Here is a 14,019-nt window from a genome sequence, read left to right as displayed (position 1 = left end):
CGCGGCAGTCCTTGGCGCAGATACTGAAAAAGTGGGATATAGCCGGAGAACTCTGCTCGTCACCGGCGGGCTGGCGCTCCTCGGGCTGCCCGCCTGCTCGGTCGCCGGGGACGACACCGCCGACGACGGGTCCGGCAAGGTGGAGGTCTTCTCCTGGTGGGCCGGACCCGGCGAGAAAGAGGGCCTGGAGGCGCTGGTCGCGGACTTCCGGCAGCGCAACCCGGGCATCGAGTTCGACAACGCCGCCGTCGCGGGCGGCGCCGGCACGGTCGCCAAGACCGTCCTGGCGACCAGGTTGGAGAACGACGACCCGCCCGACTCGTACCAGGCGCACGCCGGCCTCGAGCTCGACGCCGACATCGAGGCCGGCTACGTCGAGGACGTCCGGTACCTGTACGACCAGCAGCGCTGGCGGGACCGGCTGCCGAAGGGCCTGGTCGAGGCCCTGACGTTCGACGGCAAGATCTATTCGGTGCCGGTGAACATCCACCGGGCCAACCTGCTCTGGTACAACCCGGCGACCCTCGAAGGCCACGGGCTGACGCCGCCGGCGACCTGGTCGCAGTTCCTGACCCAGGCGGCGGCGCTGAAGGCCAAGGGCATCCTGCCGCTGTCGATCGGCCCCACCTGGACGCAGAAGCACCTGCTCGAGTGCGTGCTGCTCGGCGAGCTGGGCGCGGACGGGTACACCGGGCTGTGGAACGGCGCGACCGACTGGAAAGGCGCACCGGTCCAGCAGGCGTTGACGCTGTTCGTGAAGGTCCTCGACCAGTCCGACATCGCCACCGCCGCCGGGGACTGGCAGCCGGCGCTGGACAAGGTCGTCGCCGGGACCGCCGCCTACAACGTCATGGGCGACTGGGCGGACGCGTACCTGCGCACGAAGGGCCTGGTCTTCCAGGAGGGCTACTCGGTCGCGGCGAGCCCGGGCTCGGAGAAGGTCTACAACTTCCTGTCCGACTCGTTCACGCTGCCCCGGGGTGCGCCGCGCCGGCGGGCCGCGGAGCAGTGGCTGATCGAGTGCGGCTCGGTCAGCGGGCAGGACGCGTTCAACCCGCAGAAGGGGTCCGTACCGGCGCGGCTGGACGCCGACAAGTCGAAGTACACCGGCTATCTCGCGCTCGCGATCGCCGAGTGGACCGACAGCGCGACCCGGGTGGTGGGCTCGCTCACCCACGGTGTCGTCGCGGGGACGAAGCGCAGCGCCGCGGTCGACGCGGCCCTGGTGCTGTTCGTGCAGGACAGGGACGCGGTGAAGTTTGCGGCGGCGGTCTCCGGATGATGCGGTGACCAGGTAACGAGCATGTGTGGAAGCTGTCAAGATTCATCCGGCCGACGTGCGGGGATGCGGGGTCCCGTTAGAGTTGGGCTCCATGAGCACTGAAGAGACCGAGGCCGCCACCCTGCTGAGCTCCATCCGCAGCCCGGGTAACCTCCGTGACCTCTCGACGGAGCAGCTCGAGGTGCTCGCGGCGGAGATCCGCGACTTCCTCGTCGCCAAGGTCTCCCGCACCGGTGGCCATCTCGGCCCCAACCTCGGTGTGGTCGAGCTGACCCTCGCCCTGCACCGGGTCTTCGACTCCCCGAAGGACCGCATCCTCTTCGACACCGGCCACCAGTCCTACGTGCACAAGATCGTGAGCGGTCGCCAGGACGGCTTCGACCTGCTCCGTCAGCGCGGCGGCCTCACCGGCTACCCGAGCCAGGCCGAGAGCGAGCACGACGTCATCGAGAACTCGCACGCCTCGACCGCACTGTCCTACGCGGACGGTCTGGCGAAGGCGTTCGCGCTGCGCGGCGAGCCCCGCCACGTCGTCGCGGTCGTCGGTGACGGCGCCCTCACCGGCGGCATGTGCTGGGAGGCGCTCAACAACATCGCCGGCGCGAAGAACCCCCTCGTGATCGTCGTCAACGACAACGGGCGGTCCTACTCCCCGACGATCGGCGGGCTCGCCGACCACCTGTCCAACCTGCGGCTCAACCCGAGCTACGAGAAGGTCCTCGACCTGGTCAAGGACTCCCTCGGCCGCACGCCGCTGGTCGGCCCCCCGCTCTATGAGGTGCTGCACGCGGTCAAGAAGGGCATCAAGGACGCGGTCGCGCCGCAGGCGATGTTCGAGGACCTCGGCATCAAGTACGTTGGACCGGTCGACGGCCACGACCAGACCGCGGTCGAGTCGGCGCTGCGCAAGGCCAAGTCGTTCGGCGGCCCCGTGATCGTGCACGCGGTGACCCGCAAGGGCTTCGGCTACCGGCCCGCCGAGGAGGACGAGGCCGACTGCCTGCACGGCCCCAGCAGCGCCTTCGACATCGAGACCGGCAAGCTGCTCGCCCCGGCGGCGCTGAAGTGGACCGGCGTCTTCGCCGACGAGCTGGTCGCTATCGCCGACGAGCGCGCCGACATCGTCGGCATCACCGCCGCCATGGCGGAGCCGACCGGCATCGCGAAGCTCATGAAGAAGTACCCCGAGCGGGCCTATGACGTCGGCATCGCCGAGCAGCACGCGGCGACGTCCGCGGCCGGCCTCGCGATCGGCGGCCTGCACCCGGTCGTCGCCGTCTACGCGACGTTCCTCAACCGGGCGTTCGACCAGGTCCTGCTGGACGTGGCGATGCACAAGCTGCCGGTGACCTTCGTGCTCGACCGGGCCGGCATCACCGGCCCCGACGGCCCGTCGCACTACGGCATCTGGGACATGGCGGTCTTCGGCGTGGTGCCCGGCCTGCGCCTGGCCGCGCCCCGCGACGCGCAGACCGTCCGCGAGGAGCTGCGCGAGGCCGTCGGCATCGAGGACGGCCCGACGATCGTGCGCTTCCCGACCGGCGCCGTCCCCGCGGACCTGCCGGCCGTGCGCCGCGTCGGTGGCGTCGACGGGTTCGGCGGCGTCGACGTGCTCAGCGAGCACGAGCGCAAGGACGTGCTGCTGGTCAGCATCGGCGCGTTCGCGCACCTCGCCGTCGACGCGGCCGCCCGCCTCGCCGAGCAGGGCTACGGCGTCACCGTGGTCGACCCGCGCTGGGTCCGCCCGGTCCCGGTCGAGCTCGTCGGCCTGGCCCGCGAGCACCGCCTGGTCGTCACGATCGAGGACGGCATCCGCACCGGCGGCGTCGGCGACGCGATCGCCAAGTCGCTGCGCGACGCCGACGTGTGGGTGCCGCTGCGCGACCTCGGCGTCCCGCAGGCCTGGCACCCGCACGGCACCCGCGCCGAGATCCTGGCCGAGATCGGGCTGACCGCGCAGGACGTGTCCCGCCAGGTCACCGAATGGGTCAGCCGGCTCGACGAGGCCGAGCAGCCGACCGTCCCGGCCCGCGTCCGCCGCTGACCGGCACCGCGACACGACGGCGGATCCCCACCGGGGGATCCGCCGTTCCCGGTTGCGCGGGGCACGCAACCCGCGGGGAGACGTGGGACTCTGGCATACGTGGCTGAGACGGTGATCGAGCTCGACCTCAGCGGCCCGTGGGAGCCGCCCGAGCCGCCCCGGGCGCCGCTGCGGTTCCGGCTCCGGACGCGGTGGCTGGCGGCACTCACCGTGCTCGCCGTCGCGGCCGTCGTGCTCGCCGCGTCCGGCGCGCAACCGCGGCCCGGGCCGCTCTACCGGATCGACGACCAGGTGCGCAGCGTCATCGTCGCCGGCGACATGCTGATCGTCGGCCGGTTCCAGCAGGCCGCCGCCGGCCAGGGGATCGAGGGGCGGCGGCTGTCGGACGGCAAGGTGCTCTGGAACATCCACACGGACCTGCAGGAGCAGTACGTCACGGTCGGCGCCAGCACGCTCATCATGATCCGGTACTCCAACGCGGACCGTGGCTACACCACCACCCTCACCGCCGTCGACAAGGCGACCGGGCAGCAGTTGTGGACCCGGCCACGGATGTCGTTCAACGGCACCAGCGGCGGCGGCCTGATCGTGGTCGAGGAGATGCCCGACCCCGGGAAGATCATCGAGGTGGCCGAGGGCGAGGAGCCGCCCGACCCGTCCATCAACGACGCCGGGGACCCGCAGCCCAGGCACGTCCTCGTGCTCGACGAGCGCACCGGGGTGCCGGTCTGGGAGCTCACCTCGCCGCCCGGCACGGTCATCGACTTCAGCTGGGACGGGCGGTACCCCGCCGGCCGCGTGACGGGCGTCGACCAGCTCGACCCGACCGGGCTGGTGACCCGCAGGGACATCCGCACCGGCGCGGTGGTCGCGACCCACCAGCTGGACTGGTCCGGCACCCCGGCCATGTTCAGCACCGGCGCGGACTGGCTCGTCGGCCCCGGTCAGGCCGCGGACCGGGCCGTGGTCTACCCGGACGGGGAGCGCGGCGGGATCGTGTTCGCCCTCACCGGCGGGCGGCGGCTGTTCCGCACCGACGTCGCGGTCTACGACGCGCTCTACCAGTGCGCCGCGGGCCTGTTCTGCGCCACCAACGACCGCGGCATCACCGGCTACGACAGCAACACCGGCAGGTCCGTGTGGCGGCTCGACGGGTACACGCAGGTCATCGCCGCCAAGGGCAACCGGCTGGTCGTGAGCACCTTCGAACAGCCCGACTCGGTGGTGCGGCGGCTGGGCATCGCCGACGCGCGGACCGGCGCCGTCACCACGGAACTCAACGAGTGGCGGCTGATCCAGGGGGCGTCCGCCGACCGGATCGTGCTGTGGCGGCCCGTCGACACCCGCACGGCGCTCCTCGGCGAGCTCGACCCGGCGACCGGCAGGATCACCGTGTTCGGCCGCGCCGACGAGTGGTACGGGCCGCCCGAGTGCAGCAGCGGCGGCGACACCCTGGCATGCGTGATGGTCGGCGAGGCGACCGTGTGGCGCCTGCCGGCGCGGCGCTGACGCCCGTGCGACCGGATACCCGGCCGGACGGCGGCCATGGCACCCTGGGTCCCGTGTCGGAGACCGTGATCGAGCTCGACCTCAGCGTCCCGTGGGAGCCGCCGGAGCCGCCCGCGCCCCGGCGCCGGCTGCGGACCCGGTGGGTGGCCGTGGCCGCCGTCCTGGCCGTGACGCTCGGGCTGCTCGTCGCCGGCGGCCCGCGCTCCGGTGCCGGCCTGCTGTACACGATCGAGCACCAGGTGCTGCGGGCGCAGGTGGCCGGCGGACGGCTCTACCTCGCCCGGTACCAGGCGACCGGACCCGGCCCGGTGATCGAGGCCCACCGGCTGTCGGACGGCAAGCTGCTCTGGGAACGCGAGGCCGAGCTCCCGCAGCAGCTGCTGGTCGCCGGACCCGACGTGGTCATCCTGATGAGCGAGGACCGCTCCAGCAGCGGCGACTCCAACGCCTTCGTGATTCTCGATGCGGCGACCGGCAAGGAGCTGTGGTCCCGGGCAGGGGTCAGGTTCGACGGGACCAACCCGGCCGTCGTGGTCGTCGAGGACGCCCAGGACGAGCCCGTCGGCATGATCTACCAGTTCGGCGACGACGACGACGCGGGCGTCAACCACGCGTTCGTGCAGCCGCAGCGACGGATCCGCGGGCTGGCGCTGCGGACCGGGGCGACGGTCTGGGACGTCACCGTCCCGGAGGGTTCCGACGTCAACTTCAGCTGGGAGAACCCGTTCCAGTCCCGGCTCAACCGGTTCGACGTGCTGAGCCGCACGGGGCAGCTGACCCGGCACGACGCCCGGACCGGCGCGATGACCGAGACCCATCAGCTCGACTGGTCCGGCGCCTCGGCCATGTTCAGCGCCGGCTGGCTCGACGGCTCCGGACGCCCCGCCGACCGGATCGTCGTCTACCCCGACGGGCAGCGCGGCGCGGACGTGTACGACCTGGGCACCGGCCGGTTGCTGTTCCGCTGGCCGGGCGCGCGCACCAGCGGCCTGTTCCGGTGCACGGCCACGCTGTTCTGCGCCGGCGGCGACGACGGCCTGGACGCCGTCGACAGCACCACCGGGGAGCGGCGGTGGCACGTCGAGGAGCACGAGGTGGTCGTCGGCTTCGCCGGAGTTCGCCTGCTGCTCGGCGCCTACCGCGAGCCGTCGTCGCTCCAGCCCGGGCAGCTCGGGATCGTCGACAGCCGCACCGGCACCGTCGTCAAGAAACTCACCGGCTGGAACGTGCTGACCGGTGGCGACCAGCCCGTGCTGTGGCGCCCCCTGGACACCCGCACCGCCCTGCTCGGCCGGCTCGACCCGTCGACCGGGCTGGTCACCGTGTTCGCCCGCGCCACCGACTGGTTCGGCAACCCGGAGTGCTCGGTCGACAACGGCGCGCTCGCCTGCGTGGTCGTCGGCGGCCTGTCCGTCTGGCGACTGCCCAACCCGCGCTGAACCCGCGCACAATGGAGCCGTGCCGATGAGCACGGTCACCATCGATCTGGGCGTCATCGACGACGGCTGGGACCACGTCGACGACGACACCGTCGGGCTGCCCCGGGGCTGGGGCCTGGCCGCCGTCCTGGCGCTGCTGCTGTCCTTGGTGTCGGCGGCGCCGCCACCCGGGCGCCCGCACGAGGTGACCCGCCAGCCGCTGCGCAACGGCGAGTTCCACGTCGCCGGCGGGGCGCTGTACGTGCTCGACAGCGACCGCACGCCGACGCCCGTCGAGGCGTTCGACGCCGCCGACGGCGCCCTGCGCTGGTCGTTCACCCCCGAAGGGCTGGCCAGCCTCTCCTACGTCGACGTCCGCGGCGACCTCGCGGTGCTCTCCCCGGACCTGTGCCGCTCCGGGGTCACCGGGACCACCGTCGCGGTGACCAGGTCGAGCGGGCGGGAGCAGTGGCGGGCCGTCGGCGTGCCCGTCCGTACCCCGCCCGGCGGCGCCGGCACCGTCGTCATGCGCAGCCTCTGGTCCGACGGCTGCCGGGCACTCGCCGACAACACGCCCACCGCCGGGGTGCTGCGGTGGCAGTTCATCGACACCGCCGGCCTCATCCGCTGGGACACCGCCGTCGAGGCCGGCACCCGCGTCGCCGTGGACGCCGCCGCGACCGGCGCCACCTGGGCGGCGCTGCTGGACGGCGCGGGCGGGCTGAGCACCGTCGACCTCACCACAGGCGCCCGCACCGCCCCGGTCGCCGGCATCGCCGGACCGGCCGACGACCTCGTCGCCGTCGTCGGTGAGCTGCTGCTCGTCGCCCGGTGGGACGTGCCGACCGGCAGCACCTGGCTCACCGCGTACGGCCGCGACCTCGTCCCGCGCTGGAAGGCGCAGGTGCCGACCGGTCCGAACGGGCCGCTCACGATCCTGCCGTGCGACGGGGCGCTGTGCGTCAGCGGCGAGCGCACCGCCGCCGTCGACCCCGCCGGCGGCGCGCTGCTGTGGATCGTGCCGAAGACCCCGCTCGCGGTCGCGGCCGGCGGCGTGCTGGCCCTGCCACCGGACACCGGGCTCACCGTCCCGGCCGGCTGGCGGTTCCTCGCCGCCGACGGCCCCCGGGTGCTGCTCGGCCTGCGGACCGACGGCGACACCCTGCTCGCCTGGTCCGACGGCGGGCCCGCGCCCACACCGTCGGCGTCCGTGCCCGGCACCCTGCTCGCCTGCGAGATCGACGGCGGTCTCGTCGCCTGCGGCACCGACAGCGACGAGGTCGTCCTGCTGCGGCTGCCGTGAGCCGCGAATATCGGGCTGCGTGACCGCGCGCCGGGGCCGTACCCTCGCCTCCGGAAGGCACGGCAGGCTGCGGCTCCCCGGCATCGCCGGTCGGTGTTCCGCGCCGTGCGTCCAGTCACCCAGGGGCTGACAACTCCACCAGCAGCACCGACAACCGTGCCCGGCGGCCGCGGGCCCTGCGGGTCCCGGCACGATCCGCGGGACCCCCGCCCGCGGCCGCCGCGTACCAACCCCGATCCGGAGTCAGGTCATGGCCAAGGTCACCGTCATGGAATACGAGCGGGTCGTCCGCTTCGTCGACGGCCGTCTCGCCGGCGTGTTCGAGCCCGGTCGTCACACGTACCGGCGGCGCGGCACCCGGCTCGACCGCGTCGACCTGCGTCCCCGCCTGGTGCCCGTCAACGGCCAGGAGATGCTCACCGCCGACCGGCTCGTGGTCAAGGTCTCCGCGACGCTGCGCCTGGTCGTCACCGACCCGGCCCGGTTCGTCACTGCCGCCCAGGACCCGGTGCAGGAGCTGTACCTGCGGACCCAGGTCGAACTGCGCGCCGCCGTCGGCGAGGCGGACCTCGAGACGCTCCTCGCCGCCCGGTCGCAGCTGCCGTCCCGGCTGACGGCCGCCCTCGCCCCTGCCGCCGGCGCCGTCGGCGTCGACGTGCTGGAGCTGACCGTGCGGGACCTCATGCTGCCCGGGGACCTGCGCCGCGCGTACGCCGAGACCGCGCTGGCCAAGGAGCGCGGCCGGGCCGAGCTCGAACGCGCCCGCGCCGAGGCCGCCGCGCTGCGCTCCCTCGCGAACACGGCGAAGCTGCTCGAGGACCACCCGGCGCTGCTGCGGCTGCGCGCCCTGCAGGCGGCCGGGCAGACCGGCACCACGCTGGTCCTGCACGCCGACTGAGCCTGTCCCGCCGGCGCGTCACACCTTCCACAGGTGGACGGTGTCACCGCCGGCGAGGCAGGACAGGCGGTGCCCGCGCATCGCGCACCGCGACGGGATCGGGCGTACCTGGCCCAGGATCTCGACCTCGCCGGTGTGCAGGTTGATCCGGGCGATCCGGGAGCCGTCGCCGTCGGGCTTCTGGACCAGGGCGTAGGTGGTGCCGGCCGCGGCGGCGGTGCCGGCCGCGTCGTCGTTGCCGTCGGTGGCCATCGGCACCAGCCCCCAGCCGGCGAGCTCGCTGCGGTCCACGCCCGTCTGCCAGTCGACGATCCGGATCCGCATGAAGTCCTCGCGGTCGCGGGCCACCAGCACGCCGCTGCCGACCGCGTCCAGCTGGATCGTGCGGCGCCAGCGCTGCTCACCGGTCCGCGGGTCGAGCACGGCGATGTCGCGCCAGTTCGGCACGCAGATCATCGGGCCGCACGCGACGACGACGGGACCGTAGGCGAGCTCGGCGATCGGCACCGGCTCGACGGACTGGAAGAGCTGCTGCCACTTGTAGGTCAGCGGCGCGTGCGCGTAGCTGCTGATCAGCGCGCCGTCGAGGCGGACCGAGACGATCACGAGCAGGTCGCCGACGATGCGGACGCTCGTCGGCGGGCCGTCGGCGAGCTCGGGCACCTGCGCGGCGCTGATCACCGCGCCGGTCGCGGCGGCGCGGACCTCGGTGCGGCCGTCGGTGTACCAGATGGCGAACCAGTCGTTGCCGGGCACGTCGGGGGAGACCAGCCGGCCGCCGACCGGCATCTGGAACTGCCACCGCACGATGCCGCTCTCCGCGTCGATCGCCGCCAGGTGCACCGGCGTCTGCGGGCTGTTGCGCAGCGGCACCGCAGGCGGGCACGTGGCGGCCCGCTCGTCGACGAGCAGCAGTCCCGGCCGCTGGTCGATGCGCAGCACCGCGACCGGCGCCCCGGCGGCGAGCCACTGCTGGCGCCCGTCGAGCGGGTCGAGCCGCTCCAGGCTCCAGCCGGTCGCGTCGGTGCACGGGCGGTGCCGGATGTAGGCGCGGTCCGCGGCGAGATAGACCTGGCCGGTGTTCGGCGGGATCGAGCGGCTCCAGCGCTCCTCGCCGGTGCCCCAGTCGTACGCGGTGACCGCCGGCTCCTCCCGCATCGCGTACAGCGCGCCCCGGTCGGCGACGAACCCGACGGTGTGCTCCGCGAGGACGCCGAGCGCCTCCACGGGGCTGCCCGGGCCGGAGCCGCCGGTGAACGCCGCGAGCAGCGCGAGGACCACCACGAACGGCCACTGCCGCTTGCCGGGTACCGCCGGTGGCGGACCGATGTCCAGCTGATCTGCGTTGTCGGTGACCACACCGAGGTCGATCAGCGGTTCGTCCACAACATCAGAGTGCCTGGCGCGGGCCATGGTCGCCAACGGTGCGGTATACGTTGGCTCACGCGGACTTCACAGCCGGTGCCTGACACTGGCCAGACCGGGTGGGGGTGATGTGGCGTGCGCGTGCTGGTGGTCGAGGACGAGCAGAACCTCGCCGACGCGATCGTGCGGGGCCTGCGCCGGCAGGGCATGGCGGTCGACGTCTCCTACGACGGCACCCAGGGTCACGAGATGGCGATGGTCACCCGTTACGACGTGGTCGTGCTGGACCGGGACCTCCCCGGCGTCCACGGCGACGACATCTGCGCGGACCTCGTCGCGTCCGGCGCGCTGACCCGGGTGCTGATGCTGACCGCGAGCGGCAGCGTCGCCGACCGGGTCGAAGGGCTGCAGATCGGCGCCGACGACTACCTGCCGAAGCCGTTCGCGTTCGACGAGCTCGTCGCGCGGGTGCAGGCGCTGGGCCGCCGCGCCACCCCGGCCGCGCCGCCGGTGCTGACCATCGGTGACCTCGTGCTCGACCAGGCCAAACGGGTCGCGACCCGCGGCGGGCAGCCGCTGGACCTGACCCGCAAGGAGTTCGGCCTCCTCGAGGAGCTGCTCAAGGCCCGCGGCGCCGTCGTGTCCAGCGAGGAGCTGCTGGAGCGGGTCTGGGACGCCAACGCCGACCCGTTCACCACGACCGTCCGGGTCACGATGATGACGCTGCGCAAGAAGCTCGGCGACCCGGCGCTGATCGAGACCGTCGTCGGCGCCGGATACCGCACCAGGCAACCGCAATGACGATCTACGATGCCCGCCGCGCCGCCGTCTTCCGCCCGACCCTGCGGCTGCGCCTCACGCTGCTCAACGGGATCCTGCTCGTCGGGGCCGGCTTGGTCCTCGTCGTCCTCGCGTACCTCCTCGTCGACGGCGCCATCAGGCCCGCCGACGAGCTGCAGCCCGGCACCCGCATCGTGCTGCAGGACGGCAGCGAGGTCGACGCCCGGCAGTGGCAGACCGAGCTCGCTGACGCCGCCGAGTGGGAGCTGGTGACCCGGGGCAGCCTCGCGCTGCTGCTCATCGGCGCGGTCGGGGTCGCCGGCGCGTACGTCGTGGCCGGCCGGGCGCTGCGGCCGCTGCAGAAGGTGACCACCACCGCGCAGCGGCTCACCGGGGAGACCCTGGACGCCCGGATCAACTACGACGGCGCCGACGACGAGGTGTCGGAGCTGGCGAAGACGTTCGACGCGATGCTCGACCGGATCGGTGAGGCGTTCGAGACCCAGAAACGGTTCGTCGCCAACGCCTCCCACGAGCTGCGGACCCCCCTCGCCGTGATGCGGACCGAGGTCGACGTGACCCTCGACGACCCCGACGCCGACGTCGATGAGTTCCGCCGGATGTCCAACGTGGTGCGCGACGCCTCCATGCGGGCCAACGCGCTGGTCGAGTCGCTGCTGCTGCTGGCCCGTACCGAGGCGCAGGCGGGACGAAGACTCGGCCGCAAGGTCCCGACCGACCTGGCCACCGGCGTGACCGTCGCCATGTCCGCGATGGGCAAGGAGATCAAGCGGCTCACCCTCGACGTGACGACGGACCTCGCCCCCGCGCGGGTCGTCGGCGACCCCGGCCTGCTCGAACGGCTCGCCGGGAACCTGGTCGAGAACGCCGTGCGGTACAACCACCTCGGCGGGCGGATCTGGGTCCGCACCGGCACCGACGAGACCCTCGCCTGGCTGGTCGTCGGCAACACCGGCTTCGAGGTCGACCCCGCCGACGTGCCGGTGCTGTTCGAGCCGTTCCGGCGCGGCGGGCGGGAACGCACCGGCGCCCGCGGCTCCGGGCTCGGCCTGTCGATCGTCCGCGCGGTCTGCGAGGCGCACGGCGGCGGGGCCAGCGCCGTCGCCCTGGACGGCGGCGGCCTCGAGGTCACCGTCAGCCTCCCCGCGGCCGCGGTCACCCCGGTACTGACCGGTACCGCGCCGGTGAAACCCGTGTGATCGCGGGCACAGTTTCTCAGTTCTGACCCTTTCGCGGCCGATGAGACCTCCACAGGATAAGTCGGAGGAAGCTGGATGCGGCTGCGGAGTTGGCTCGTCGTGAGCATCAGCGCCGCCCTGCTGCTCGCCATCGGGGCGGTCGGCATCTCGGTCAACCGTTCCGCCCTGCGGGCCGCGGAGACCGTGCACCGCGCCGACACCCTCGCCCTGGCCACCAACAACGGCGGCCTGGTCGAGCAGCTGCTGCTGGTGTCGGCGAAGGAGCTCAACGACTTCGTCATGAGCCGGCCGCTGTCGCTGACGCCCGGCGACGCCGGCGACCGGGCCGCGCTCATCGAGTACGCGAACAAGTCGACGTTCTTCACCTACGGCGTGGTCCTCACCGACCTGACCGGCAACCCGATCAACGCCACGAAGACCGCCAACATGTTCCCCGACCAGAACGCGATCGGCTGGAGACCGCTGATCTCCAGCCTGGCGCTGGGCAAGCCCGGCTTCTCCTCGCTCATGACGGTGAAGGACACCCTGGTCCAGGCGGTCGCCGTGCCGATCGTCGTCGGCAGCGACCCCGTCGCGCTGATCTACGGCTTCATCCCCGTGGTCAAGGGGCAGCTCCAGGTGTACCTGGAAAAACTCAGCGACCCGTCGCACCTGTCCCTGGTCGTCGACGCCGGCGGCACCGTCGGCGCGTCGAGCGACCCCGCCGCGCTCGGCACGCTCGTCGACTCCGAGATCATCAAGAAGATCGGCTCCGACGAGTCCGTGTTCGTCACGTACCGCGCCAACGGCCGGTCCATGATCGCCGCAGTGCACGGCGGCCTGCCCGGCGGCTGGGCGTACGTGCGAACCCAGTCGACCGCCACCTTCGACGGCCCGGTCCGCAACCGCAGCCTCACCATCAACCTGGCGCTGCTGACCATGCTCCTCGTCGGCGTCGCCGGGCTCGCCGTCCTCGGGTACCGCTCGCAGCTCGTCCGCCGCCGCGCCGAGGAACGCTTCGCCGCCCTCGTCGAGCACGCCCCGGACGTCGTCACCGTGCTGGACGGCGACGGCGCCGTCATGTACTCCAGCCCCAGCGGCAAACGCATCCTCGGCTTCGTCGCCGTCGGCTCGTCGGTCTTCGACCTGCTGCACCCCGACGACCGCCAGCAGGTCCGGGACCGCTTCGCCGGGCTGCTGTCGGAGAAGGGCGGCTTGGAACGCATGCAGGTCCGCGTGCTGCAGGCCGACGGCAACCACCGCTGGTTCGACTTCACCGCCTCCAACCAGCTGCACAACCCCGCCCTCACCGGCGTCGTCATCAACGCCCGCGACATCACCGACAGCCGCGAGATGCAGGACCGTCTCGCCCACGACGCGCACCACGACCCGCTCACCGGCCTGCCGAACCGCCGCCGCCTGCAGGAGCGGCTCTCCGCGTCGCTGCAGCACACCCCGGTCGGCGTCGTCTTCGTCGACCTGGACGGCTTCAAACCCGTCAACGACGAGCTCGGCCACGAGGCCGGCGACGAGCTGCTGCGCCAGGTCGGCGACCGCTTCTCGTCCTGCCTGCGCCCCACCGACGTCCTCGCCCGCGTCGGCGGCGACGAGTTCGTCCTGCTCCTGCCCGGCGTCGTCACCACCGCCGACGCCGACGCCCTGGCCGGCCGCCTGGGCGCCACGCTGGCCGAACCCTTCGACATCGTCGGCCACGAGGTCCGCATCGGCGCCAGCGTCGGCCTGCACCTCGCCGCCCCCGGCGAAGACCCCGACGAGGTCCTCCGCACCGCCGACCAGGCCATGTACGCGGCTAAGCGCGGCGGCGACCGTCCCGGCCGCCACCGCGCTTAGCCGAGCTGTGCTGGCTGGGCCGCCGCTGGCGCGGCGTCCCGGCGGGGGGTTCCCACCCCGCACCCCCCATGCTCGCTTCGCTCACACTCAAGCCTGTTTCTTCCGCGGCGGCCTTCGGCCGTCTAAGAGCAGTGGGGGATTCTCACCCCACACCCTCAATGCTCGCTCCGCTCGCACGCCCTGCGCCCAGGGGGCGCGGCCGAAACACGCGCATGCGCGCAGCAACCGAAGACCGGTGGCCCGGGTTTCGGGGCACAACAGGTCTGTCGTCCAATTCGCCTGCCATTCGCGCGAGACGCGTAGGCAGGCCCGTCCACCCCTCCACGCGGAAGTGCGAAGGCCAGGGTGGCGGATGCGCCTGGTCGTCGCA

General features: G+C 73.0%; 10 protein-coding genes. 9 read left to right on the top strand and 1 reads right to left on the bottom strand.

What is annotated here, in order from left to right; all coding sequences use genetic code 11:
• The first annotated feature begins 31 nt into the window (after positions 1-31).
• The 6 genes from AB0K00_RS34560 to AB0K00_RS34535 all read left to right on the top strand — a co-directional run bounded on the left by AB0K00_RS34560 (position 32) and on the right by AB0K00_RS34535 (position 8,454).
• The gene (locus AB0K00_RS34560; protein ID WP_363529263.1) at positions 32-1,282 is read left to right on the top strand and encodes an ABC transporter substrate-binding protein; all 1,251 of its coding nucleotides are present in this window, start codon (positions 32-34) and stop codon (positions 1,280-1,282) included.
• A 91-nt stretch (positions 1,283-1,373) separates the two neighbouring features.
• A complete protein-coding gene (gene dxs / locus AB0K00_RS34555) occupies positions 1,374-3,326 on the top strand; it encodes a 1-deoxy-D-xylulose-5-phosphate synthase (protein WP_363529261.1) in 1,953 nt (650 codons plus the stop codon).
• A 99-nt stretch (positions 3,327-3,425) separates the two neighbouring features.
• Positions 3,426-4,835, top strand: coding sequence for a hypothetical protein (locus AB0K00_RS34550; protein ID WP_363529258.1), 1,410 nt, complete (start codon positions 3,426-3,428; stop codon positions 4,833-4,835).
• A gap of 53 nt (positions 4,836-4,888) precedes the next feature.
• Positions 4,889-6,274, top strand: coding sequence for a PQQ-binding-like beta-propeller repeat protein (locus tag AB0K00_RS34545; RefSeq protein WP_363529255.1), 1,386 nt, complete (start codon positions 4,889-4,891; stop codon positions 6,272-6,274).
• 25 nt (positions 6,275-6,299) lie between these two features.
• Complete coding sequence (locus AB0K00_RS34540) at positions 6,300-7,556, top strand: hypothetical protein (protein WP_363529252.1); 1,257 nt, start codon at positions 6,300-6,302, stop codon at positions 7,554-7,556.
• Positions 7,557-7,806: 250 nt separating this feature from the next.
• Positions 7,807-8,454 carry an SPFH domain-containing protein gene (locus AB0K00_RS34535; protein WP_363529249.1) on the top strand — a complete coding sequence of 216 codons (648 nt, stop codon included), beginning with the start codon at positions 7,807-7,809 and terminating at the stop codon, positions 8,452-8,454.
• Between the two features lie 18 nt (positions 8,455-8,472).
• Here the strand turns inward: AB0K00_RS34535 and AB0K00_RS34530 are convergent, their stop codons facing one another.
• Positions 8,473-9,840: a PQQ-binding-like beta-propeller repeat protein gene (locus AB0K00_RS34530; protein ID WP_363529246.1), complete on the bottom strand. Its 1,368-nt coding sequence runs from the start codon at positions 9,838-9,840 to the stop codon at positions 8,473-8,475.
• 114 nt (positions 9,841-9,954) lie between these two features.
• Here AB0K00_RS34530 and AB0K00_RS34525 point away from each other — a divergent pair, with 114 nt between their 5' ends.
• The 3 genes from AB0K00_RS34525 to AB0K00_RS34515 all read left to right on the top strand — a co-directional run bounded on the left by AB0K00_RS34525 (position 9,955) and on the right by AB0K00_RS34515 (position 13,649).
• Positions 9,955-10,620, top strand: a complete 666-nt coding sequence (locus tag AB0K00_RS34525) for a response regulator transcription factor (RefSeq protein ID WP_363529244.1) — start codon at positions 9,955-9,957, stop codon at positions 10,618-10,620.
• Positions 10,617-11,819 (top strand): HAMP domain-containing sensor histidine kinase, encoded by a 1,203-nt coding sequence (locus tag AB0K00_RS34520; RefSeq protein WP_363529241.1) that lies wholly within the window; start codon positions 10,617-10,619, stop codon positions 11,817-11,819. The genes AB0K00_RS34525 and AB0K00_RS34520 overlap by 4 nt, the downstream gene beginning before the upstream one ends.
• 75 nt (positions 11,820-11,894) lie before the next feature.
• Positions 11,895-13,649, top strand: coding sequence for a diguanylate cyclase (locus tag AB0K00_RS34515; RefSeq protein WP_363529238.1), 1,755 nt, complete (start codon positions 11,895-11,897; stop codon positions 13,647-13,649).
• Positions 13,650-14,019: the final 370 nt, after the last annotated feature.

Source organism: Dactylosporangium sp. NPDC049525 (assembly GCF_040676755.1).
Lineage (GTDB): Bacteria > Actinomycetota > Actinomycetes > Mycobacteriales > Micromonosporaceae > Dactylosporangium.
Note: the sequence above shows the minus strand (reverse complement) of the source record. Positions and strands in the feature narration are given on the sequence as shown.